A 23,495-nucleotide genomic window follows, 5' to 3' on the forward strand; every position below is an offset into this window, starting at 1 on the left:
AGCATCCTGGCAGATGACTCCTGTTGGCGCGTGTTTTATGGCATTATGCGCGACGTAGGGCAGTTATGGGTTTTCGATTTCAACGCTAGGCAGGCAGCAAAGCCATGTTCAAGGATTTTTACGCGCAGCGCGGAGAGTACGTGGTGATCTCCGCCGAGCAGGCCAGTCGCTTCGCCAAGGGCGTGGCCGGCGATTACAACCCGATTCACAACCCGGACGCACGGCGTTTCTGTGTGCCCGGCGACTTGTTGTTCACGCTGGTACTGGTGAAGTTCGGGCTGTCGCGACAAATGGAATTTCGCTTCACCAATATGGTAGGCGCTGATACACCGCTCAAGTTTAGCGAAGCCGACAACGGCGATATCCATGTCTGCGACGAGAGCGGAAAGTGCTATTTGCAGGTGGTACGCCGAGGGGAAGTCACCCGTGACGAAGCGGCCGTGGAAGCCTTCGCGCGTTGCTACGTGGCCTTCTCGGGCAAGAATTTCCCGCACTATCTGAAGCCCTTGATGGAGCAGCACGGGGTGATGTTCAACCCCAAGCGCCCGCTGGTGATCTACGACAGCATGGGCTTCTGTCTGGACCGGCTGGATGCGCTGTCACCGGATCTCGCCTTGACCCAGTCGTCTCTCGAAGTCCAGGGCAAGCGTGCCGATGCGCTGCTGGAGTTCTCCATTCAGTCCTCTGGCCAGCCCGTGGGCGTGGGTTCCAAGAAGCTGGTGGTCAGCGGCCTGTGCAACTACGACGACAGCGAGATGGCGGCCATCGTGGCTGAGTTCTATCGTCTCAAGGCCGCTTACGAAGCCGCCTGAAGCGCGACGTCAAAGCCCCCATGGCGGTGTGACGCCATGGGAGCGCTGCTCTCAAGTTTCCGGTGGTTGCGTGGCCAGCTGTAGCGCCACGGTGGTAACGCGCTCCCCCAGAATCCCTTCGACACTCAGCGTCATGCCGTCCAGCTGCAGCGTGTCGCCCGCTCTCAAGGGCTCGTCGAGCGCTTTGTGAAACGGCGTGTCCAGCGCCCTCTCATCGGGATCAAGTGTATGCAGTTGGTGGAAAACGGTAGCGCGCGGTGTGCGGAGTGGGGCGGCATGGCTTCGTCCTGATCAAATTGCGCGTCAAACCTCGGCCTTCCAGGCCGGGGAAGGATAGCGCGAGGCGCGCAGCGCCTCCTGGTTGACAGGCTATATTTACCGCGCTAGATTCAAGTCATGATGACCGTACACCGCGCCTACCGTTATCGTTTTTATCCTACGCCTGAGCAAGCCGATCAGCTTGCCCGGACGTTTGGCTGTGTGCGGTACGTCTACAACCACTTCCTACGCCAGCGCACCGATGCCTGGTTCGAGCGTCAGGAGCGCATGGGCTACAACGCCACGGCCAAAGCGCTCACCAGCCTCAAGAAAGAGCCGGACACCGCCTTCCTGGCCGAGGTGTCCAACGTCTGCTTGCAACAGTCGCTCCGGCATCTGGATCGGGCCTTCAGCAACTTCTTCAAAGGCCAGGCGCGGTATCCCACCTTCAAGAAGAAGCAGCGCAAGCAATCGGCCACTTACATGGCCAACGGCTTTCGCTGGCGCGACGGCAAACTGTGGCTGGCCAAGCAAAAAGACCCGCTGGCTATCCGCTGGAGCCGGTCTTTTTCCGGCACGCCGAGCAGTATCACGGTGAGCTGTGACACCGCTGGCCGTTACCATGTCAGTTTTTTGGTGGAGGAAGCGGCCACACCACTGCCGGTCACCCCCAAAATGGTCGGCATTGATCTGGGGCTGACGCACCGCGTCATCACCAGTGACGGCGACAAAATCCCCAACCCGCGTTTTTTGCGGCGCACTGAGCGTAAGCTGGCACGGGCGCAACGGAACCTGTCGCGTAAACAGAAAGGATCGCAGAACCGCGCCAAAGCGCGGCATCGGGTCGCCAGGGTGCATGCCAGGCTGGCCGACCAGCGTCGTGACGCCACCCACAAACTTTCCACGCAGCTTATTCACGAGAACCAAGTCATTGCTGCCGAGAGTTTGCAAATCAAGAACATGGTCAAAAACCGCTCACTGGCCAGGGCCATCAGCGATGTGGGCTGGCATCAGCTCACCCAACAACTGACGTACAAGGCCGAACGATACGGGCGTGATTTCGTCCAGATCGACAAGTGGTATCCCAGCTCGAAGCGTTGTTTTCACTGTGGTCATATCACCGAGAAGATGCCACTGAACGTCCGCACCTGGGACTGCCCTGGCTGTGGCACCCAAGGCATTGACCGCGACGTAAACGCTGCCCGCAACATACTGCAATCGGGCAAAGCCATTCTGGCCGGGGCTGACAAGCTTCGCCAGCATGAGAAAACTACCGTGGGGCTCACGGGAGGTTAAGCCTGTGGAGCTTGTGTAAGACCTGAGGTGCTATCACCAGGGGCAACGGGCTGCGAAGCAGGAACCTGGAAGGCAACAACCAGGGAATCCCCTTCCTTTCCATCGTCAGACGGCAGCGCAAGCTGAGGGAGGGGAGGAGGTCAAAAGAACGCCTATCATCCTGTCTTTTGCGCCGGAGCGTCAAGCGGGATACCAAAAGCACGGGTGTTATCAACGAAGTAGCTGGGGTATTCTCAAGGCGCTAACGAAAATAACGCAAGACGCTGGTCTTGCCGCTGGGATCCCGAGAGGCTTTGCATGAAACGACTCAAAACGCTGACACTGGCCTGTGCGGCGGCTGCTTTGGCCGTCACTTCCCTGAGCGCCCAGGCGCGGGACTTTCGCTTGGGGCTGATCACGCCCGCCCAGCACCTCTGGTCGACGGAAGCCGAAGCCTTTGCGCAAACCGTGCACGAGCGCTCGAACGGCGAGCACAGCGTAAGCGTTTTTCCTGCCCAGCAGCTAGGCAACGAAGCGCAAATGGTGCAGCAGCTGCAGACCGGTGCCCTGGACATGGCATTTTTGACTATCGCCGAAATCTCCAACCGGATACCGGATTTTGGTGCACTGTATGCGCCCTATCTGGTGGATGACGTCAACCATGCCGCGCGCCTGCTGCGCTCCGAGGCGGCCGCCGAGCTGCTCGAGCTGATGCCGGAAGGCGTGGGCCTGGTAGGGCTGGGGTATGGCATGGTCGGTATGCGTCAAGTACTCAGCCGCAGCTCCATCGAGAGCGCCGCTGATTTTCGCGGCCAGCGCCTGCGCATCACGCCCTTCGAGCCAATCCGTGATTTCTACACGGCCACTGGCGCAGCGCCTGCGCCCATGCCGCTGCTGGAAGTCTACGATGCCCTGGCCAACGGTCAGGTCGATGCCATCGACATGGATTTCGATTCCATCCTGATCCTGAAATTTCATGAGCAGGCGCAAAACCTGCTGATCTCCAACCATATGATGTTCCCCATGGTCGGCGTGGTATCGGGGCGCGTGTGGCGTGAGCTGTCGGAACAGGATCGCGAGCTGTTCGAAACCGCCATGGCCGAGCATCTCGACAATGTGCTGAGCGGCTTCGAAGCCATGGACGCCGCCCAGGAAGAGGAAATTCGCGCCCTGGATATCAACATCGTGGAAGCGGATGCCGAGTTCTTTGCCGATGCCATTGCTCAGTGGGAGGGCATCTGGGCTCCCAAGGCTCCGATGCTGGAAACCCTGCGGGCGGAAGCTGACCGCTTGCGCGACGAGTAGCGCTGAACCAGAGGCTTTCGATGATCATGCTGCAACGCCTCTCCCTCAGGCTTGCCCGTTACGAAGAGATGACCGCCGCTGCCCTGGCAGCGGCGGTCACGTGTCTCATCCTCGCCAACATTGCCTTTCGGGCGCTGGGCAATCCGCTTTACTGGGTCAGTGAACTGGCCATCTACGCCATGATCTGGATGACGTTTTTGATTGCCGGGGCGGTCTTGAAACGCCGCCAGGGCATTGCCGTGACGCTGCTCAGCGATCTGTTGCCCGCCACGGGGCAGCGTGCCATTACCTTGGCGGTGGACGCCATGGTGCTGCTGTTTGCGCTGCTGTTGGCGTGGCTCTGCTGGCGCTGGTATCAACCCTGGGCGTTGGCCCAGGCCGGGTTCGATGTGCGCGCCTTCCAGGGCCAGACCTTCAATTTCATCTACGCCGAAAACACCTCCACGCTGGGCATCAAGAAATTCTGGGCGTGGCTGATCGTGCCCTGGTTTGCGCTGTCGCTCAGCCTGCACGGCGTGGCCAACCTGCTGCAATCCGTTCAGGGGCTGAGGGAACGCACATGACCGTTGTGGTATTTCTGATTCTGCTGCTGGGGGCGGTGCCGATTGCGCTGGTGCTGGCGCTCACGGCCATGTGGTATATCCAGGCATCGGGCAATGCGGTGCTGTTCGATTCGTACCCTCAGCAGCTGTTCAGCGCCATCGAGAGTTACGGACTGCTGGCCATTCCGCTGTTCATGCTGGCGGGCGAGCTGATGAACGAAGGCGGCCTGACCAAACGGCTGATCGCCCTGGCGCGGCTGCTGGTGGGCGGGTTTCGCGGTGGGCTGGCGTATATCAACCTGGTGGCCAACATGATGATGGCGGCGATCATTGGTTCTGCAGCGTCGCAAATCGCCATCATGTCGCGGGCCATGGTGCCCGCCATGGAGCAGGAGGGGTATGACAAGCCCTACAGCGCCGCGATTACCGCCGCCGGTGGTTTGCTATCGCCGATCATTCCGCCCTCGATGCTGTTCGTACTGTTTGGCGTCATGGCGCAGGTGCCGATCGCCGAAATGTTCATTGCCGGACTGCTGCCCGGGCTGCTGTTAGGGGCCAGCTTTTTCGTGGTCATTGCGCTGGTGGGGCTGGTCCAGCAGTACCCCAAGGGGGAGTGGCCCAGCCGCCAGCAGGCGCTTCACGACGCGTTCTGGGGGCTGCCCGCGCTGCTGATTCCGGTGATCATCATTGGCGGCATTCTGCTGGGCATTGCGACGCCCACGGAGTCGGCTGCCCTGGCATCGCTGGCGGCCCTGCTGATGGGGCGCTGGGTGTATGGCGACCTGCGCCTGGCGCAGCTCCCGCAGGTGTTGGCACGTACGGCCATGAATGCAGGGCTGGTGATCATGCTGATTGCCGCCGCCGGGGTGTTTGGCTGGGTGGTGGTATACGAGCGCTTGCCGCAGATGGCCGCCGCGTGGATTGCTGCGCTGACCAGTGATCCTTTCGTTTTCCTGCTGCTGGTGATTGCGGCGCTGCTGCTGGTGGGCATGATCATCGATGGCATTGCCGCGCTGATTCTGGTGGTGCCCATTCTGATGCCCATTGCGCAGAGTCAGTTTGCGATCAGCCCATATCAGTTTGGCGTGGTGGTGTGCCTGACGCTGGTGATGGGGCTACTGACCCCGCCAGTGGGAGCGGGGCTGTTCATCGCCTCCTCCATGACCGGCGCGCCGCCGCTGAAAATTTTTCGCGCCTTGCTGCCGTTCCTGCTGGCCACATTGGCCACGCTGGTGCTGCTGGCCTGGCAGCCGTGGCTGACCAATGGCCTGATTCAGCGCTGACTTGCTGGGGCGTGCCGCCGACGGCCAGCGCAGGCGGTTCAGGCGACGCTGTGCTCGGTGAGCGGCATGACATCCACTTCCACTTCGAGCTGGTGCTCACCGCCGCCGTTCATTACGCCCTTGAGAGGGGCTACATCGGCGTAGTCGCGCCCCCAGGCCAGCACCGGGTGCTGTTCACCGGCCAGCGTACCGTTGGTCGGGTCCAGGGCTAGCCAGCCCCAATCGGGGATCCACACGGCCAGCCAGGCATGGGAGGCATCGGCGCCAATCAAGCGGGGCTGGCCGGGGGGAGGCTGGGTTTCCAGATAGCCGCTGACATAGCGGGCAGGCAGGCCCACCGAACGCAGTGCGCCAATGGCCAGGTGGGCAAAGTCCTGGCAGACGCCCCGGCGGTTGGCCAGTACATCACTCAAGGGGGTGGCCAGGGTGGTGAAACTGGGGTCGTATTCGAAGGTATCGTAGATGGTCTGGTTGAGGGCCATGGCGGCTTCTACCAGCGGGCGGCCGGGCGTGAAACAGCTGCGGGCAAAGTCGGCCAGCTCATCGTTGCGGCGAATGAATGGCGAATCCAGCCGATACAGCTGCATGTCGAAACGGCTGTCCTGGCGCAGTTGCGCTGCCACGTTTTCCCAGCTGGGCGAACTGGCAGGCAGCGGCCCCAAGGGTTGAGTGTTCAAAGGCGTGACGACCGTCACGTCCAGCGTCTGGTGCACCTCTTCCATGGCGAAGTAAAGTACCCGATTGCCAAACACGTCCCGCCGCTCTGCCTGCACGTGAGGCATGGGGCTGATGGTCAGCTCGGAGGCCCCGCACTGCTGGTGCTGCGTCTTGCGAGGCAGCACGCGCGCCTCGCTGTGGCACAGGGTCACGGGCGCGCTGTAGTGGTAGCGCGTGGTGTGCCGCAGGGTGTAATTCATTCGTCGGGCTCCATGCTGACAAGTTGGCGCGGTCGCTCTACATGGCTGAAATGACTGTGGCTGATGGCGTCCGAGAGGGCGCTGAGCGGCGCAATCAGCTCATCCAGCAGCTGTTCCAACGCGGCCTGGGCATCGGGCGTGTCGGCCAGGTGGCTCAGGCGGTCGATGTCGGCCAGGTGCAGGGCGGCATTGGCCTGGATCAGCAGCCGCCGTTCGGCGTTGCGGTAGGGCGACGAGCTGCCGGGTAGGCGATCCATCTGCCGCTCCAGGCGCTTGAGCATGTAGCCCACCGAGCGAGGGTTGGTCTCGTCGAACAGCAGCAGGTCGAGAATGGCCTCGGGGTGCAGCTCGCTGCGGTAGCGGCGACGATAGGCGGTGAAGTTGTCCGTGGTGGCCAACACGACTTCCCAGAGCGCCAGCCCCGGCGAATGGGGCGCGTTCAGGGTCAGCTTGAGCAGCGATAGCAGCCCCAGCACGCGGTCCAGAAAGCGCCCGATGTCCATGAACCGCCAGCCGTAGTGATGGGGCATGGTTTCGTTGCACAGCCCAAAGAAAGCGGCAATTTGCGCCGATAATCCTTCACAGGCGCGCCGTGCGGCGCTGGCGCCCAGGCTGGGGCTGAACGTATCCACCCGCTGGCGTAGCTGGTGCACCACCCGCCAGGAGTCGTCGCCCAGATGGTCACGCACGCTTCGAGCGTTACGTAGCAAATGAGCAAACAGCGGCTTGAGGGCCTGAGCGTCTTGCTCGTCGAACTGGGCCAGCAGCGCCGTGCGTTTTTGGGAAAAACCCACCAGCGGGGGTTTGGCGCCTTCGCCGTCGCCGTTCAAGGTAGTGATTTCCAGCGCCAGCAACAGCTCGTCCAGTAGCTGGTCGGCAATTTCGTCCTGGTCGTACTCCATCAGACGCATCAAGGCTTCGCGTAGCAGGCGGGCACGGGCATCCAGCCGTTCGCCGTAGCGACCCAGCCAGAACAGGCTTTCCGCCACTCGGCTGGGCAGGTCGGTGCCATCGCGGGTAGCCACCACGGGACCGCGTGCCTGACGCAGTTGGCTGACGTGAGGCTGGGGCGTGTTGGCGGTCACCCAGACGTCCTTGACGATGGGGCTGCTGAGCGACGGCGAGCCGGGAGTGCCCACCCAGGCAAGCCCCCCCGGCATGACGTGATAATCGCTGGGCTGTTGGCTGCGGGTCGCGACGCTGCCCGGGGCTCTGGAAACGAAACAGCGCAGGTTCAGGGTGGTGGGCGACAGCCGCTGCATGTGCGGGTCGAACAGGGGGGCCGTGGCAGAAGGCGTCTGGGCATTGGCGCTGGGCAGTAGCAGTGCTTCCCCCAGCAGGTGCTGGCAGAGTGCTGGCAGGTAGTCAGCCAGCTCCGGCAGCTCCAAAGCGCCTACGCCCAGCGCATTCGACATGGCCACACCGCTGGCCCGAGCGGCTTGCAGTAGGCCCGGGACGCCCAGCTGGGAGTCACCGCGTAGTTCCAGCGGGTCGCAGTAGGCGTCGTCGCAGTGGCGCAGCACCACGTCCACCGGCTGCAGGCCGCCCAGGGTACGTAACCAGAGCTGGCTGTCGCGCACGACCATGTCCTGACCTTCCGCCAGGTCGATGTTCAGGTAGTTGGCCAGGTAGGCATGCTCGAAATAGCGCGGGCTGCCCGGCCCCGGGGTCAACAGCACCACGGTCGGGTTGTCGCGGTGCTGGTAGGCCAGTGCGGTCAGCGTGCGGTGGTATTTATCCAGAAAGCCCGCCAGGCGCTTCAGCGGCGCGTTGCGGTACATTTCAGGCAGCGCGCGGGCCATGAGAATACGGTTTTCCAGCGTGAAACCGGTGCCGGAAGGCGCTTGCAGCCGGTCGCCAATGACGCGCCATTGGCCTTCGGCATCCTGGATGACGTCGATGCCGTGAAAACTGATCGCAGGGCGGTCACTGGGCTGAGAGCCGTGGCAGGGCAGCAGGAAGTGGGGCGAGGCCAGCAGCGCCTGGGTGGGCAGCAGGCCCGCATCGAATAGCGTGCGCGGGCCGTACAGGTCGTCATACAGCGCATTGAATAGCCGCGTACGCTGGGTCAGGCCGATTTCCAGCGCTTGCCACTGCGCCTGGTCGATGACCCAGGGAAGCGGGTCCAGCCGCCAGGCGCGCCCCTGGGTGTCATCGTGCATATTGAAGATGACGCCGTTCTCGGCCAGCAGGCGCTGAAGCTCTTCATGCTGCTGATAGCGGCCCTCGGCACCCAGGCTTTCCAGAGCGCCAAGCAGGCCCTGCCAGCCGGGGCGCAGTTGGCCCTGACGGTCGAGCATCGCATCAAACGTGCCGGGCTGTCCCTTGCCTAGCTGATTCAAGTAGTCCTCGATGAGCCCGGCAGCGCCGAGCTCAAGCAGTGAGGGAGAGACAGGGGCAGTCATGATCCTGAGAGTCCTGAGCGAGTAAGGGGCGGATTATCCTGCAGCTAGCGCCGATAGGAAAGCATTACTACCTCATCGGCGCGGGCTCCAGCGTAGGTCAAGGGTACACGGCAGTTCCTGACTGAGGGCTTCTGGCATGGGCGCCTGGTAGCCATGGCCGTGGCCACTGTCGCTAAAGCGGCCCAGGCGTCTGGCTTCGGCTTCGAAGGCATTGACCGGGAACGTCTCGAAACTGCGCCCCGTGGGATGCACGACGTGATAGGTGCAGCCCGCCACCGAACGCTGGTTCCAGGTGTCGATGACATCGAATACCAGCGGGGCGTGAACGGGAATCTGGGGGTGCAGGGCCGACGGCGGCTGCCAGGCCCGGTAGCGCACGCCTGCGACGGCTTCGCCGTTGCGTCCGGTGGGGGAAAGCGGTACCCGGCGGCCATTGCAGGTCACCACGTAGCGGTCGCCGCTCATGCCGTTGACCTTCACTTCCAGGCGTTCCACCGAGGAGTCCACATAGCGGGCGGTGCCCCCTGCCGTGGCTTCTTCACCCAGCACGTGCCAGGGCTCGATGGCCTGACGCAGCTCGATGGAGAGCATGGGAGTATGCAAGCGGCCATGCACCGGGAAGCGGAACTCCCGGAACGGCGCAAACCACTCCAACTCGAAATCGAACCCATGGTGGCGCAGGTCGTGCAGCACATCGTTCAGGTCTTCCCACAGGTAGTGGGGCAGCATCCAGCGGTCCTGCAGGGCGCTGCCCCAGCGTACCGGGCGCGCACGGTAGGGCGTCTTCCAACAGCGCGCCACCAGGGCGCGAATGAGCAGCGTCTGCATCAGGCCCATACGCGCGTGGGGAGGCATTTCAAAGCCGCGCAGCTCCAGCAGCCCCAACCGGCCGCTGTCGCTGTCCGGTGAGTAGAGCTTGTCGATACAGAACTCGGCGCGGTGGGTGTTGCCGGTCAGGTCGGTGAGCAGGTGACGCAGCAGTCGGTCCACCAGCCAGGGCTGAACGACCTCGCCTTCGGGCATCTGTTGCAGGGCGATTTCCAGCTCGTAGAGCGCCTCGTGGCGGGCTTCATCCACCCGCGGGGCCTGACTGGTCGGGCCAATGAATAGCCCGGAAAACAGATACGACAGGCTCGGGTGGTGCTGCCAGTAGGTCACCAGGCTGGCCAGCAGGTCCGGCCGACGCAGAAAAGGTGAATCCTCCGGTGTCATGCCGCCCAGCGTGACATGGTTGCCGCCGCCGGTGCCGGTATGGCGGCCATCGACCATGAATTTTTCGGTGCCCAGCCGCGCCTGGCGGGCTTCATCGTAGAGCCGTTCGGTCTGGGCGACCAGCGCTGGCCAGCTGTCGGCCGGCATGATGTTGACCTCAATGACACCGGGGTCCGGGGTGATCTGGAAGCTGGACAAGCGCGGGTCTCGGGGCGGCGCATAGCCTTCGATCATGACCGGGCACGCCAGCGCCTGGGCGGTTTCCTCGATGCTGCTCAACAGGTCTAGATAGTGCTCCAGGTGGGTCAGCGGCGGCAGGAAGACGTGCAAGCGGCCCTCGCGGGGCTCGACGCACAGGCTGGTATGGATCACCTTGTGTTCGCGGTCATCAGCGGCGCTTGGCTGCTGCTGAACGGCTTCGCCTTCCGGGTGGCTATGGCTGGGGTGCAGGCTCTGGCCATGGCGCTCGGCGCTGGTGAAGCGATGCTGTTCGGCATTGCGGCGCGCCACTTCGCCGTGAATGTCGCCCAGCGCAGGCCGTGGTGCAAACAGCGACTGGGGCTGTGGCTGCTCTTCCGGGTCGGCCCAGGGGAGCGCCGACAGCGGCAGACGCAGGCCCATGGGGGAGTCGCCTGGCACCAGGAACAGGTGATCGCGTTTGAGCGGCCAACGGCCGCTTTCCCAGCGATGAGACTGGGAAATCGAGTGACGCAACGGGAGCGCATAGCCCACGACGGCGCCCAGGTCCTGCTCCAGCAGCCGTGCCAGGCGGCGGCGTTCGGCATCGTCTTTCAGGTCGGCATTACGCGGGTCGACGCTGACCGGTAGGGTCTGCTCTTTCCAAAGGTAGTAGTAGGCATCTTCGTAGGCGGGAATCCAGTGGCGCTGCGCCACGCCCAGGCGTTCGCCCAGCGTATGGATGAAGCGCTCTACCATGGCGTTGTCGACCTTGGCGTGGGGCGCGCCTTCGGTGCTGGCCAGCCACTTGGGGTCGCGCCACAGGGGCGCGCCATCCTTGCGCCAGTAACAGGCCAGCGCCCAGCGAGGCAGCGGTTCGCCAGGGTACCACTTGCCCTGTTGCTGCTGAATGACGCTACCGGCCGCGTAGGCTTCCTGCAGTCGGGTCAGCAGCGCCTCGGCGCGCTCACGCTTGTGCTCGCCCAGCGCTTCGGTGTTCCACTGGGGGCTCTCCATGTCGTCGATGGAAACGAAGGTCGGCTCGCCCCCCATGGTCAGGCGAACATCCTGCTGCTGGAGGACTTCATCCACCTGGTCGCCCAGCGCCAGAATGGCCTGCCACTGCTGATCGCTGTAGGGGCGGGTGACGCGCGGGTCTTCATGGATGCGCTCCACGCGCATCTCGACATCGAATTCCACTTCGCACTTGTCGGAAAAACCGGTAATGGCCGCGGCGCTGCCGGTGGTGGGGGTGGCGGCCAGCGGAATATGCCCTTCACCAGCGAACAGGCCGGAGGTGGGGTCCAGGCCCACCCAGCCTGCGCCCGGCAGGAAGACTTCGGTCCAGGCATGCAGGTCGGTAAAGTCAACCTCGGTACCGCTGGGGCCATCCAGCGCTTTGACGTCCGGGGCCAGCTGAATCAGATAGCCGGATACAAAGCGAGCCGCCAGCCCCAAATGGCGCAGGATCTGTACCAGTAACCAGGCGCTGTCGCGGCAGGAACCACTGGCCAGAGTTAGGGTTTCTTCACAGCTTTGTACGCCGGGCTCCATACGCACCAGGTAGCTGATGTCCTGTTGCAGACGCTGGTTGAGCGCCACCAGAAAATCGACGCTGGTGGTGGGCTCCCGAGGTACTTCCTTAAGCCATGCTTTTAGGCGCGGCCCTGCTTCGGTGACTTCCAGATAGGGGCCTAGCTCCTTGAGAAGCTCATCGGAATAATGGAACGGAATTTTTTGCGCGGCATCGTCGAGAAAAAAGTCGAAAGGGTTGATGACCGTCATGGGGGCCACCAGCTCGACGGCAATGGTGAGTTCCTTGCGTGGCTCTGGAAACACGATACGCGCATTAAAGTTGCCAAAGGGGTCTTGCTGCCAATTCAGAAAGTGGTCATCCCCTGAAATATTCAGCGAGTAGGCATCGATATGAGTACGGCAGTGGGGGGCCGGGCGCAGGCGGACGACATGGGGTGACAGTTTGACGGGGCGGTCAAATCGATAGGTTGTGCGGTGATGCAAGGCAACGCGAATGGTCATGAGCCACCCTCAAATAAAAGCGTAAATTCTCGCAGCTACTGATGAACTGCGACGCAACAAGACATTTACCCAAGAGTATCGTTGGAGTTGAACTTTTTTGCAGCTGCAATATGCCCAAGGGCGTTTAAGAAGTGTGGAAAATTGTGATCGCATCGCTTTTAATTAAATCTTGCACCAAATTGGTGCTTTTTTTCGAGAGTTTTTTTGTCAAGGCACAAGTTTGGTTCAGTGAGGGGGTGGGAAGGTATCGCGGCATTACAAAGTGGCCGCGTTTTATCAAACGTGGATGCCATAGCGTTGAAATATCGGGAAAGGTGGTACGAGTATTGCGTGGTTATATAGCTCAATAAATACGTCGATTGCACGCGGCAGGCCTACACTATTGTTCAAGGAAGTTGCCGCTTCCACCCCAGCGCCAGGAGAGCGCCCATGAGCCAAGTCAATTGGAACAACTATGCGTGCCGTGATTTTTACGATGAGTTGCTAGAAGCGCCAGGTAAACCCAGAGCTTCTGCCGATGAGCTTTGTAATATGCTGGCTCGGTTTAGCGCCGAAGAGTTAGCGGAAAGAAAAACCGCTGCGGAAATCGCCATTCGTACCATGGGGATTACGTTTACCGTGTATTCCGAAGGGGCAATGATCGACCGCGCCTGGCCATTCGATATTGTGCCCCGGATCATACCGGCCCATGAGTGGCGCAAGACGGAAGCCGGTTTAAAACAGCGCGTCCAAGCACTCAATCTCTTTATCGACGATCTTTATCACGATCAGAAAGTGGTCAAGGACAAAGTGCTGCCTGCGGAAGTGCTTGCTCAGTCGGCTAATTTTCGCCCGCAGTGTGTGGGCATTAACCCGCCCCATGGTATCTGGGCGCATATTTGTGGCTCTGATTTGGTACGCGGCGGCGATGGCACACTCTACGTGCTGGAGGATAATCTGCGGATTCCTTCCGGGGTCTCCTACATGCTGGAAAACCGCAACGTCACCAAACGGGTGCTACCTGAGCTGTTTGCGTCGGGCAAAATCCTGCCAGTAGACGACTACGTGGCGCAGCTGTATGACATGCTGGCGGCCATGTCTCCCCGTCCCGGCGATGACCCTCAGGTCGTGGTATTGACCCCCGGCATCTACAACTCGGCCTATTTCGAACACGCCTATCTTGCCCAGCAGATGGGGGTCGAGCTGGTGCAGGGTAGCGACATGCTGGTGGACGACGATGACGTGGTCTACATGCGTACGGTGGAGGGGCTGCGACGGGTGGATGTCATTTATCGTCGTGTGGATGACGAGTTTCTGGACCCTGAAGCCTTCAATCCGCATTCGATGCTGGGCGTGCCTGGGCTGATGCGCGCCTGGCGGGCGGGCAAGGTGGCGTTGGCCAATGCGCCAGGGGCAGGCGTGGCAGACGACAAGGTGGTCTACGCCTTCGTGCCCGAGTTGATTCGCTACTATCTGGATCAGGAGCCGCTGCTGCCCAACGTGCCCAGCTACCTGTGCATGTTCGATGACGACCGCAAGTACGTACTGGATCACCTCGACGAGCTGGTGGTGAAGCCTGCCAATGAGTCCGGGGGCTACGGCATGCTGATCGGGCCTCGCTCCACCAGGGAAACCCGCGACGAGTTTGCCCGCCTGATCAAGGAGAACCCGCGCAACTACATGGCCCAGCCTACGCTGGCGCTCTCCACCACGCCCACCCTGGCCAACGGCTTGCCGCAGCCGCGTCATGTGGACCTGCGCCCGTTCATTCTCTCCGGCCCCGAAACCCATGTCACCACGGGTGGTTTGACCCGCGTGGCACTGGTGGAGGGGTCGCTGGTGGTCAACTCGTCCCAGGGGGGCGGCAGCAAGGATACCTGGATCGTCGAGGTCGATGAGAACGCGGCTGATGCCGCCGAGCAGGAAGGAGTCTAACGCCATGCTGTCACGCGTAGCTGAAAACCTGTACTGGATGGCGCGCTACATCGAGCGGGCCGAAGACACCGCGCGGCTGCTGAGCGTCAATAGCCACCTGATGCTCGACCTGCCGCGCCACCTGCCGTTGGGCTGGGCGCCACTGATCGAAATGACCGGTACTCTGGATGCGTTTAACGAGCGCCATTCCAGCTTTGACGAGCGTAGCGTAGTGCATTTTTTGTGTGCCGATGCGCAGAATGGCAGTTCGATTCTTTCGGCGCTGGCCAGTGCTCGGGAAAACCTGCGCACTACCCGAGACGTGGTGCCCAGGGAGATCTGGGAGGAGGTCAACCAGCTCTATTTGAGCGTGGCCGACCATGCGGAAAACGGTGTCAGCCCGCGCCGTCGCGATGCCTTCCTGAAGAACGTGATTCGCGGCTGCCAGACGCTGACTGGCCTGATCGAAGGCACCTTGAGCCATGGGCCGGCCCGTACCTTCATCCAGTTGGGCAGACATCTGGAGCGGGCCGACATGACCACGCGTATTGTGGACGTACGTTCCGCGAGCCTGCTGCCCCAGAACCCCGAAGAGCTATTGCCGTTCGAAAACCTTCAGTGGATGAGCGTGCTCAAGTCGCTGACGGCCTATCAAATGTACCGTCAGGAAGTGCGGCTGAGAGTGCGGGGCCCCGATGTGCTGCGCTATCTGCTGCAGGACCCGAACCTGCCGCGCTCGATTGCCTGTAGCCTGGAAACGCTGGGCCATGAGCTACAGCTACTGCCCAGGCAGGACCGGGTGGCCGCCACGGTGTCGCTGGTGCGTGCCGATGTGGTCGATGCCGATATCCAGGCGTTGGCTCACTCCCCCAGCAAGTTGCATGCGTTCGTGGATGAGCTACAGATTGGCTTTGCCGCGATCCATGACACGCTCAGGGCAACGTACTTCGTGAATAGCGACAACGTGCCCAAGGTGACCCAGCGACAAAGTCAGGGCCACCTGGGGGATCATGATAACGATTGATCAAGTAGATCGAGCGTTAGCGCTGGCGCTGTGTACTAACTCATGAAGGTACGCCAGCTTGTCACGCACCGGGGGAGGCAGTACCCCCGGTGCCAGGTCCAGTAGCCCCATATCACGGTTGAGCTCATTGACGACCATCCCCACCTGATGAAACGCTCTTAACATGCTGTCCAGCGTGCCGTCATATTCGGCCCGTGAAATCCCCATGTGTAGAGCGGTGTCCAGCACGGCCACCATGTCCAGATAAAACGCAAAGGTTTCGGCGAAGTCCTCCCACGGGTGCATGGCGGCATAGGCAGAAATGAACCGTGTTGGCCAGTCGGCCGGCGCGCCTTGCTGATAGTAGGTTTCCAGCGCATCACCGTAGGTGGGGGCGTTATGGTCGCCAAACACTCGGACGCTGGCGGCCTCATCCTGATCCTTGACCAACAAGTCCCAGTAGTAATGCCCCACCTCATGGCGAAAATGACCGATCAGGGTGCGGTGGGACTCGTTCATGTCCACCCGCAGTCGCTCACGCTCGACGTCGTCGGCTTCCTTGACGTTGATGGTGATATGGCCGTTGGCATGGCCGGTATAGACCTTCTCCTGATTCGCCGTGGAGCGCCAGAGCCCTTTGTCAGGGAGGGCGTCGGCCATGAACGAGAAGCTCAAGGGGACGCGAATATCATCGCCCTGGGTTCCGTGGGGGAGCTTGAGAATCTCCAGGGTGTGGAACAGACGACGCTTGGCAGCTTCCAGTGCGGCCCAGCGCTCGCGGTGACCCTCTACGTTCAGGTCGGGAATCACATCGTTGTAGCGGCAGCAGTCGCACAGCGTGTCGGCTTCGCCTTCGGTCATGATCACCATGCGGTTGCATACGTTCTCTACCGCGTAATTATGGCACTTCATCAAGAGGGTGCCGCAGCCTTCGTGGGTGCAGCGGTATCCGCCGCCTTCCAAAGGGGCCAAGGCAACGATATTGCTGCAGGCCGGGCACCAGCCGACTTCCGACTCACAGGCAACACAATGGGTGTTCTCGAAGAACAGCGGGTTGCCGCACTGGCAATTGAACGCTTGCATGGATACCTCCTTGTGGAAAGCCACGTTATGCATCGTCGATAGGCAGGTTGAGAAGGCGCCCTGACAGCATAGCGAGGCTCTTTCCTTGAGGGAAAGGCTATTTCCCCAGTGCGGTGAATTTAGCTTTATCGAGTGGCTAATTGACGTTTACGTCAACTTGCTGATATACCCTAGGGGCTCCTTATTCAACCCCATAACAAACACAACCACGAGGAACGTCTGTATGTCCGTTCGCCAGATACCCATGTATATCGATGGCCAGCCGGTCGAGTCGCAAAGCCAGGAGTGGCGCGATGTCGTCAATCCGGCGACCCAGCAGGTCGTGGCCCGGGTGCCTTTCTGTACCCCTGACGAGGTAGAGCGTGCCATTGCCAGTGCCAAAACCGCGTTCAAGGAGTGGCGCAAGGTGCCGCTGGGCAAGCGCATGCGCATCATGCTGAAACTTCAGGCCCTGATTCGTGAGCATACCGCGGAACTCGCCGCGCTGATCACCGAAGAGCATGGCAAGACGCTGCCTGACGCAGAAGGCGAAGTAGGCCGCGGGCTGGAAGTGGTCGAGCACGCCTGCTCGATTGCGTCTCTGCAACTGGGTGAACTCGCCGAAAACGCGGCCAATGAGGTCGATGTGTATACCATGCATCAGCCGCTGGGCGTGGGCGCCGGGATCACGGCGTTCAACTTCCCCATCATGCTGCCTTGCTTCATGTTTCCGCTGGCCATTGCCACGGGCAATACGTTCGTTCTGAAGCCTTCCGAGCAGGACCCCAGCTCGACCATGCGGCTGGTGGAACTGGCCCATGAGGCGGGTATTCCGGCGGGCGTGCTCAACGTGGTGCATGGCGGGCCCGAAGTTGCCAACCAGATTGCCGACCATCAGGACATCAAGGCGCTGTCGTTCATTGGCTCTACCCATGTGGGATCGCTGCTGTATGGCCGTGCGGCGGCGGCAGGTAAGCGTATGCAGTCCATGATGGGGGCCAAGAACCACTGTGTGGTGATGCCGGATGCCAACCGTAGTCAGGCCATCGACAGCCTGCTGGGGTCGGCCTTTGGGGCAGCGGGTCAGCGCTGTATGGCCAACTCGGTGGTGGTGCTGGTAGGCGAGGCGCAGGAGTGGCTGAGCGATATCGAAGCAGGCGCCCGTAGCATGAAGGTCGGCCCCGGTACCCAGCGGGATGCCGACCTGGGGCCGCTGGTGTCTCCTCAGGCCAAGGAGCGTGTCGAGCGCTTGATCACCGCCGGTGAAAAAGAGGGGGCCACGCTGCTGGTGGATGGCCGAGGCTACACAGTAGAAGGGTATCCGGAGGGCAACTTCGTGGGGCCGACGCTGTTTGCCAACGTCACGCCGGAGATGACCATTTACCGGGAAGAAATATTCGGTCCGGTGCTATGCGTGGTGGGGGTCGAGACGCTGGATGATGCCATCGACTTCATCAACGCCAACCCGAACGGCAACGGCACGTCGATTTTCACCAACTCGGGCTGGGTGGCGCGCCGATTCGAAACCGATATCGACGTTGGTCAGATCGGTATCAACGTGCCGATTCCGGTGCCGGTGGCCTATTTCAGCTTCACCGGCTCTCGGGCTTCCAAACTGGGGGATTTGGGCCCCAACGGCAAGCAGGCCATCGCGTTCTGGACGCAAACCAAAACGGTGACCGCACGCTGGTTCGAGCCCGAAAACGTCTCCAGCGGCATCAATAGCACCATTGCGCTCTAGATATTTGGCGAACCGCTGACGCATCAGGGGCCCTCTGCCACGGCAGAGGGCCCCTGGGGATCAGACGGGTTCGAAAAGTGGCAGGCTGTCGCGCAGGAGCTGTTCTATAGGCTCCAGTTGGCTTTCATGCAGCACCAGCAGGTAAGGAGCATCCTGTTCATCGTTGAGTGGCGCAAGGAGTGCAAACTCGCCCTCTTCAAGATGGAACTCATGGATTTCTCGCAGCCCGTGGGGAGTTTCGCACTGAGAGCAGCGGTAAGTATCGTCTTCGCCATAGACCAGGCGGTGATACATCTTGAACAGCGTGTACAGCGCTAACCCCCCTTCGAACGCTTGCCAGCGAGCGGGTGTTTCTCGAATGTCTTCGTTCAAGACCAGACCTTCGGCCTCGGCATCGGCAATGGCGTCGGCCAGCGGTTCTGCCAGAATGGCGCTGCCATCGGCGGGCAGCGGTGCATTTTGCTGATTCGCCGCCGTAAAGCGCGCAGCAGCAGCATGAAAATCTGCCAGGCTGTTGAGATGGAAGTCCGCATGTTGCAGGTCGGCTGGCTCGAAACCGCCGTTCTCCCAGCCGTGAATGACACGTAGCGTAATTTGACCCCGGGCGATGGGGCGGGCCAATAAGGCATGAAGCATGATACGGATATGCAGCTGGCGTTCATCCGTGTCGTTTTCGAACGCACGGTAAGGGTCGGCGAACAATGCATGCAAACGCCCCGGCGTGTGCTCTCTTGCTTCAGAATAAGACATGGTGGTTTCCCTGTTACAGACGCCGTTTGCTCAACGCTGCCTTTTTTATGAAATACAGTCGATAAGAGTATGGCGAGCCTCAAGGTGTAATGAAAGTCTAATCCGTTAGCATTTTGTTAACCATGACCCCGTATCGCGCAAGGCGTTTATCAACACGACAAAAAAGAGGTAAGCATGTCTGCGTCATTAAGCCGTTTTAAAATTCCCGAAACCCTGGACGACCTGCCTGACGACATTCGCACGGCCATATTGGCGGTTCAGGAAAAAGCCGGGTTCGTGCCCAATGTGTTCCTCATGTTGGCCCACCGTCCAGCGGAGTTTCGCGCCTTCTTTGCCTACCACGACGCCTTGATGGAGCGGGAGTCCGACACTCTGAGCAAGGCCGAAAAGGAAATGATTGTGGTCACTACCAGCGCGCGCAATCGCTGCCTTTACTGCGTTGTGGCACATGGCGCGCTGGTACGTATTTACACCAAAGACCCTCTGTTGGCCGATAACGTTGCCATCAACCACCAGGCGGCGGGGTTGAGCGAGCGGCATCGGCGCATGCTCGATTTTGCGCTACACAGCGCCATCGAGCTGGGCGAGCTGACGCCCGAATGGCAAACCCGGCTGGCGGAAGTGGGCTTTACGCTGGAGGATTGCTGGGACATCGGTGCCGTGGCCGCCTTCTTTGGCATGTCGAATCGTCTGGTCACCCTGGCAGGCACGCCGCCCAACCCGGAGTTCTACCTGATGGGGCGCGTGCCCAAACCTGCTTAGGCCAGAGCGCAGTACGCACGGCAGCGCTTTACCGGGGCGCTCCTTTCAGTGAAGATACCGCCTTCATTCACTGTCGCCAGGGGAGCCCTTCGTGGGCTGAGAATGCACGCCATGCAGACCCTGGAACCTGATCCGGATAGTACCGGCGGAGGAAGCGCGACATGCCGTACCTGACGTCTGCAGTGCTGGGCGCAGCGCTGTGCTGCTTTGCATTTTTAGGCCTTCGGGCGCGTTTTGGGGGAAGCTCGCTGGATGACTACGTCACGGCGCGCAACTCGCAAACGGCAACGACCCTGGGGTTCTCTTTTCTGGCCTCGGGAATGGGGGCCTGGATTCTCTTTGCGCCGCCTGAAATTGGCGCCTTCGTGGGGCCGGTGGCGCTGCTGGGCTATGCCGTGGGCTCGGCGCTGCCCTTCCTGGTGCTGGGGCTTTATGGCCCCAGAATACGTCGTGCGCTACCCGCCGGGCGCAGTATCGCCGAGTTTGCCGAAGCGTGTTATGGCAAGGGGGTCCGTCACTATGTCACGCTGGCCTCCGTGGCGTATATGGGGTGCTTTCTGGCAGCTGAGCTGACGGCCATCGGCGCCATTACCGCGCTACTGTCAGACGTTCCGCCTGCCTGGGTCATCATTGGTGTGGCGCTGACGACTCTCATCTATACCGTGCTCGGTGGCCTGCGCGCTAGCCTGGCCACCGACCGCTGGCAGGCCTGGCTGCTCTTGATACTGTTATGCGCCGTGGCGGGCGTCACGTTATGGCGCCTGCCTTCCATGCCCAGCGATGCGGCGCTACCGGACGTCCCCCTCGGGGCGTCGCTGAGCGTGGCGCTGACGCTGATCATTGCCGTGACCGCGGCCAATTTGTTTCACCAGGGCTACTGGCAGCGGCTCTGGGCGGCTCAGGATAGCGCCAGTCTTGGCCGTGGCGCGTGGCTGGGGGCCGTCATGACGGTGCTGGTGGTCATGGTGATTGGTGGTGTCGGCATGATGGCGGCACTCAGTGGGGTGAGCCTGGGCGAGCCACCGATGCCCTTTTTTGCCCTGTTGGCAGAGGCTCCTGTCTGGATCACACTCCCGGCTCTGGTGCTGGCCGTCACGCTGGTGACTTCCAGCGTGGATACGTTGCAAAACGGCATTGCCTCGCTGTGGGCAACGGGAGATCAGCCAAAAGCGTTGCATGCAGCGCGCTGGATCACGGTGCTGCTGATGGTGCCGGTGATCCTCATCGCCTTGCAAGGGCTATCGGTACTGAGGCTGTTTTTGATAGCCGACTTGCTGTGTGCGGCCATCGTGGTGCCAGTGCTGCTGGGCCTGTGGCAACGCATGTCGCCGCTCGCGGCGATCAGCGGTGGCGTGGCGGGGCTGGTGGGGGCGGTATTGCCGGGCTGGCTGGGGCAAGGCTCCTTGATGGCGGGCATCATGGCCGCCACGTTTCCTGGCAGTATTCCTACCCTCGGTCCCTTCGTGGGGGCGCTGATGCTCTCGAGCCTGGTGAGTATCCTCGTGGCGTGGTGGCTCCCTTCGGGCAAGGTGTTAAAAAAATCAACGCGTTAGGCAGACTGTGTAGTTTCGCGCTATGATGTCGAAAGGGTTTGAAATACACAAAGGAGTGTTAACTATATATCGGGTGTAACCACCATGAGCCACCTGTTGCCATCCAATGAAGCGTCGCGCATTGCTGCTTTGCAAGAGCTGGCGTTACTGGACACCCCCAATGAGCCGGTATTCGACCGAGTGACTCGGTTGGTCACCGTGCTGTTGGGGGTACCACTTTCCACGGTGACGCTCGTGGATACCGACCGACAGTGGTTCAAGTCTCAGGTGGGGCTGGAGCTTTCGGAAACTCCTCGCGACGTGGCGTTTTGTGCCTATACCGTGCTGGCGGAAGCGCCGTTGGTCGTCAACGATGCACGCCTGGACCCCCGCTTTGCCAATAATCCTTACGTCGATAAGCCCGACGGCATCCGCTTCTACGTCGGCATCCCTCTGAAAACCACCCAGGGGCTGGTGTTGGGGTCACTGTGTGCCATGGATACCCGGCCCCGCGAACTAACCCCCCAGGAGTTCACCGCGCTACAGGACCTGGCCGATGTGGTGTCCGGTGAAATTCATTTGCGCGAGCGCTTGATTCAGCAAGAGAAGCGCAATGCCAGCTTCAAACGCGACCTTGCGGCGCTGCATCGTAGTCTGGAGCAGCAGATCGAGCGACGTACCCGCGAGCTCAACCTGGTCATCGAGTCGGCTTACGATGCCTACCTGAGTATCGATGATCGTGGTCGGGTGCTGGACTGGAATCGCGCCGCACAAGCCATGTTCGGCTGGTCGCGCAAGGAGGCGTTGGCCCGCCCCATTACCGACCTGATGTTTCCCGTAGGCGTGCCCGGGCAGGACGATCCTTCACCCATCGAATGGGAAGCCCGGCGTCGAGATGGTGGGCGCTTGCCGGTAGAGATTCGCCACCAGCGCTACGAACTCAGTGGGCGATGGCGGCGCAGCCTGTTTATCCACGACATTACCGAGCGCCAGCAGTTGGCGCGCCTGCGAGACCAGGAGGCCAGACAAGATGTCTTGACGGAGCTGCCTAACCGCCGCGCCCTCGACGAACGCTTGCCAGAGGCCATGGCGCGTACTCGGCGGAGTCTCGTACCGCTGGCGGTCATGTTTCTCGACCTGGATGGGTTCAAACGAATCAATGACCTGTATGGACATGCCATGGGCGATGAGCTGCTGCGCGACATCGCCAGACGCTTGCAAGCTGCGCTGCGTGAAACGGACTTCGTGGCCCGTTGGGCGGGGGATGAGTTTGTGCTGATACTGGAGAACATGGACAGCGACGCTATCGAACCGCTGGCGCAGAAGCTGATCCGCACCATTGAAGATCCGCTGACCATGGGCGACATAGTGCTCGAGGTCAGCACCAGTATCGGCGTGGCCGAGTATGTGCCTGGCGGAGAAGAAACCCCGCAAGAGTTGTTGAAGCGAGCCGATGTGGCGATGTATGAAGCCAAGCGGGCAGGCAAGGCGCAGGCGCGGCTAGCAAGCCCTGTGCTGCCGTCAACCAACGCCAGCGAAGTCAAGGAATGCACATGATTCGATGCCTGATGACCACCCCCGAGGGAGAAGTGCGCGAAGGCGACCTTTCGCTGATCGATGTCTGGAAACGCCTGGAGGGCGCGCATATCTGGGTGGACATGCAGGGTGAAAGCGAAGCCAGCGAGCGTGAGGTGCTCGAAGGGTTTGCGTGCCACCCCATGGCGATTCAGGATGCCCACAAGGTGCGTCATCCTCCCAAGATCGAGGAATTCGAAAACCATACGCTGATTATCTACCGAGGCATTTCCTCCTTCGATGCTCAGCTCAACTTCGTGCCTCAACCGATGTGCTTTTTCGTGGGCGAACGCTTTCTGGTCACGCTGCATCCTGGCCTTGCGCTGAGCATCGAACGGTTACTCAACGATCAGGGCGCGCGGCTGCTGTCGCGCTCTCCCGAGCAGGTTGCCTTGCGTGTCATGTATACCTCGGCGGGCTTTTATATCGACAGCCTGCTGGAGTTCGAGACCGAGCTGAGCGACCTGGAAGACGAGTTGTTGGAGAACGGCAATGACGTATTGATGCGCCGGATTACTGCGTATCGCTCGCGGTTGGTCAAGATGCGTCGGGTATTCAACTATCACAAGGGCATCACTCAAGAGCTGACGGCGTATGACTACGCACATCTCCCTCGCTGGGAGAGTGAAACGCTGCATGCCATCACCGATGTGGAAGAGCGTTTCGAGCGCCTGCATTCGCTGACCCAGATGTATTACGACATTTGTGGCGACTTGATAAATGGTTACATCTCGATTTCATCGCATCAGCTGAATATCACCATGCGTGTGTTGACCGTCATTACCGCCATTTTCGTGCCGCTGACCTTTATTGCCGGTATTTATGGCATGAACTTCGAATACATGCCCGAGCTTGCCTACCCGTATGGTTATTTCTTCGTACTGGGGTTCATGCTGGGCATTGGCGTTGTGCTGATCTGGTGGTTCAAACGTAAAGCCTGGTTCTAGACGTTGT

At 61.1% G+C, this 23,495-nt stretch carries 17 protein-coding genes and 1 riboswitch; of the genes, 12 read left to right on the plus strand and 5 right to left on the minus strand.

Translation table 11 applies throughout. The features are described 5' to 3' along the window. Positions 1–104: 104 nt before the first annotated feature. From KVY02_RS04755 to KVY02_RS04775, 5 genes are all read left to right on the plus strand, one after another. A complete protein-coding gene (locus KVY02_RS04755; protein WP_039175785.1) occupies positions 105–812 on the plus strand; it encodes a DUF3581 family protein in 708 nt (235 codons plus the stop codon). Between the two features lie 396 nt (positions 813–1,208). Next, positions 1,209–2,366 (plus strand): RNA-guided endonuclease TnpB family protein, encoded by a 1,158-nt coding sequence (locus KVY02_RS04760; protein WP_016916442.1) that lies wholly within the window; start codon positions 1,209–1,211, stop codon positions 2,364–2,366. A 297-nt stretch (positions 2,367–2,663) separates the two neighbouring features. Continuing rightward, positions 2,664–3,650 (plus strand): TRAP transporter substrate-binding protein, encoded by a 987-nt coding sequence (locus KVY02_RS04765; protein WP_218314548.1) that lies wholly within the window; start codon positions 2,664–2,666, stop codon positions 3,648–3,650. Between the two features lie 20 nt (positions 3,651–3,670). Continuing rightward, on the plus strand, positions 3,671–4,213 hold the full coding sequence (locus tag KVY02_RS04770; RefSeq protein ID WP_016916444.1) for a TRAP transporter small permease: 543 nt from the start codon (positions 3,671–3,673) through the stop codon (positions 4,211–4,213). Continuing rightward, complete coding sequence (locus KVY02_RS04775; RefSeq protein WP_218314549.1) at positions 4,210–5,475, plus strand: TRAP transporter large permease; 1,266 nt, start codon at positions 4,210–4,212, stop codon at positions 5,473–5,475. The genes KVY02_RS04770 and KVY02_RS04775 overlap by 4 nt, the downstream gene beginning before the upstream one ends. A 38-nt stretch (positions 5,476–5,513) precedes the next feature. Here KVY02_RS04775 and KVY02_RS04780 read toward each other — a convergent pair whose 3' ends face one another. From KVY02_RS04780 to KVY02_RS04790, 3 genes are all read right to left on the minus strand, one after another. Next, complete coding sequence (locus tag KVY02_RS04780) at positions 5,514–6,392, minus strand: transglutaminase-like domain-containing protein (RefSeq protein ID WP_218314550.1); 879 nt, start codon at positions 6,390–6,392, stop codon at positions 5,514–5,516. Then, the gene (locus KVY02_RS04785; protein WP_218314552.1) at positions 6,389–8,797 is read right to left on the minus strand and encodes a circularly permuted type 2 ATP-grasp protein; all 2,409 of its coding nucleotides are present in this window, start codon (positions 8,795–8,797) and stop codon (positions 6,389–6,391) included. Before KVY02_RS04785 ends, KVY02_RS04780 begins: the two co-directional genes overlap by 4 nt. Before the next feature lie 72 nt (positions 8,798–8,869). Continuing rightward, entirely contained in the window at positions 8,870–12,223 is a 3,354-nt protein-coding gene (locus tag KVY02_RS04790) for a transglutaminase family protein (RefSeq protein WP_193461277.1), read from the minus strand. 429 nt (positions 12,224–12,652) lie between these two features. Between KVY02_RS04790 and KVY02_RS04795 the strand changes: the two genes are divergently transcribed. Further along, positions 12,653–14,137: a circularly permuted type 2 ATP-grasp protein gene (locus KVY02_RS04795; protein WP_081135171.1), complete on the plus strand. Its 1,485-nt coding sequence runs from the start codon at positions 12,653–12,655 to the stop codon at positions 14,135–14,137. Between the two features lie 4 nt (positions 14,138–14,141). Further along, complete coding sequence (locus KVY02_RS04800; RefSeq protein ID WP_016916450.1) at positions 14,142–15,140, plus strand: alpha-E domain-containing protein; 999 nt, start codon at positions 14,142–14,144, stop codon at positions 15,138–15,140. Here KVY02_RS04800 and KVY02_RS04805 read toward each other — a convergent pair whose 3' ends face one another. Continuing rightward, positions 15,141–16,202 carry a zinc-binding metallopeptidase family protein gene (locus KVY02_RS04805; protein WP_081135172.1) on the minus strand — a complete coding sequence of 354 codons (1,062 nt, stop codon included), beginning with the start codon at positions 16,200–16,202 and terminating at the stop codon, positions 15,141–15,143. 223 nt (positions 16,203–16,425) lie between these two features. Between KVY02_RS04805 and KVY02_RS04810 the strand changes: the two genes are divergently transcribed. Continuing rightward, the gene (locus KVY02_RS04810; RefSeq protein WP_081135174.1) at positions 16,426–17,922 is read left to right on the plus strand and encodes a CoA-acylating methylmalonate-semialdehyde dehydrogenase; all 1,497 of its coding nucleotides are present in this window, start codon (positions 16,426–16,428) and stop codon (positions 17,920–17,922) included. A gap of 60 nt (positions 17,923–17,982) precedes the next feature. On the opposite strand, the gene KVY02_RS04815 is transcribed toward KVY02_RS04810, so the two are convergent. Then, entirely contained in the window at positions 17,983–18,672 is a 690-nt protein-coding gene (locus KVY02_RS04815; RefSeq protein ID WP_016916454.1) for a hypothetical protein, read from the minus strand. A gap of 174 nt (positions 18,673–18,846) precedes the next feature. On the opposite strand from KVY02_RS04815, the gene KVY02_RS04820 reads away from it, so the two are divergent. The 4 genes from KVY02_RS04820 to KVY02_RS04835 all read left to right on the plus strand — a co-directional run bounded on the left by KVY02_RS04820 (position 18,847) and on the right by KVY02_RS04835 (position 23,488). Continuing rightward, positions 18,847–19,434, plus strand: a complete 588-nt coding sequence (locus KVY02_RS04820) for a peroxidase-related enzyme (protein ID WP_081135175.1) — start codon at positions 18,847–18,849, stop codon at positions 19,432–19,434. Positions 19,435–19,502: 68 nt separating this feature from the next. Further along, positions 19,503–19,606, plus strand: a riboswitch (TPP riboswitch). Further along, entirely contained in the window at positions 19,596–20,987 is a 1,392-nt protein-coding gene (locus KVY02_RS04825; protein WP_016916456.1) for a sodium:solute symporter, read from the plus strand. (Overlaps the previous riboswitch by 11 nt.) 84 nt (positions 20,988–21,071) lie before the next feature. After that, positions 21,072–22,523: a diguanylate cyclase domain-containing protein gene (locus KVY02_RS04830; RefSeq protein WP_081192332.1), complete on the plus strand. Its 1,452-nt coding sequence runs from the start codon at positions 21,072–21,074 to the stop codon at positions 22,521–22,523. Beyond that, positions 22,520–23,488, plus strand: a complete 969-nt coding sequence (locus KVY02_RS04835; RefSeq protein ID WP_081135181.1) for a magnesium transporter CorA family protein — start codon at positions 22,520–22,522, stop codon at positions 23,486–23,488. Before KVY02_RS04830 ends, KVY02_RS04835 begins: the two co-directional genes overlap by 4 nt. Positions 23,489–23,495: the final 7 nt, after the last annotated feature.

The organism is Halomonas sp. 18071143 (assembly GCF_019211725.1).
Lineage (GTDB): Bacteria > Pseudomonadota > Gammaproteobacteria > Pseudomonadales > Halomonadaceae > Vreelandella > Vreelandella stevensii.

Coding starts and splice junctions, on each gene's coding strand:
- KVY02_RS04830 (WP_081192332.1), top strand. CDS start 21,072: ATGAGCCACCTGTTGCCATCCAATGAAGCGTCGCGCATTGCTGCTTTG.
- KVY02_RS04765 (WP_218314548.1), top strand. CDS start 2,664: ATGAAACGACTCAAAACGCTGACACTGGCCTGTGCGGCGGCTGCTTTG.
- KVY02_RS04760 (WP_016916442.1), top strand. CDS start 1,209: ATGATGACCGTACACCGCGCCTACCGTTATCGTTTTTATCCTACGCCT.
- KVY02_RS04800 (WP_016916450.1), top strand. CDS start 14,142: ATGCTGTCACGCGTAGCTGAAAACCTGTACTGGATGGCGCGCTACATC.
- KVY02_RS04785 (WP_218314552.1), bottom strand. CDS start 8,797: ATGACTGCCCCTGTCTCTCCCTCACTGCTTGAGCTCGGCGCTGCCGGG.
- KVY02_RS04820 (WP_081135175.1), top strand. CDS start 18,847: ATGTCTGCGTCATTAAGCCGTTTTAAAATTCCCGAAACCCTGGACGAC.
- KVY02_RS04755 (WP_039175785.1), top strand. CDS start 105: ATGTTCAAGGATTTTTACGCGCAGCGCGGAGAGTACGTGGTGATCTCC.
- KVY02_RS04810 (WP_081135174.1), top strand. CDS start 16,426: ATGTCCGTTCGCCAGATACCCATGTATATCGATGGCCAGCCGGTCGAG.
- KVY02_RS04835 (WP_081135181.1), top strand. CDS start 22,520: ATGATTCGATGCCTGATGACCACCCCCGAGGGAGAAGTGCGCGAAGGC.
- KVY02_RS04805 (WP_081135172.1), bottom strand. CDS start 16,202: ATGCAAGCGTTCAATTGCCAGTGCGGCAACCCGCTGTTCTTCGAGAAC.
- KVY02_RS04780 (WP_218314550.1), bottom strand. CDS start 6,392: ATGAATTACACCCTGCGGCACACCACGCGCTACCACTACAGCGCGCCC.
- KVY02_RS04825 (WP_016916456.1), top strand. CDS start 19,596: ATGCCGTACCTGACGTCTGCAGTGCTGGGCGCAGCGCTGTGCTGCTTT.
- KVY02_RS04775 (WP_218314549.1), top strand. CDS start 4,210: ATGACCGTTGTGGTATTTCTGATTCTGCTGCTGGGGGCGGTGCCGATT.
- KVY02_RS04790 (WP_193461277.1), bottom strand. CDS start 12,223: ATGACCATTCGCGTTGCCTTGCATCACCGCACAACCTATCGATTTGAC.
- KVY02_RS04795 (WP_081135171.1), top strand. CDS start 12,653: ATGAGCCAAGTCAATTGGAACAACTATGCGTGCCGTGATTTTTACGAT.
- KVY02_RS04770 (WP_016916444.1), top strand. CDS start 3,671: ATGATCATGCTGCAACGCCTCTCCCTCAGGCTTGCCCGTTACGAAGAG.
- KVY02_RS04815 (WP_016916454.1), bottom strand. CDS start 18,672: ATGTCTTATTCTGAAGCAAGAGAGCACACGCCGGGGCGTTTGCATGCA.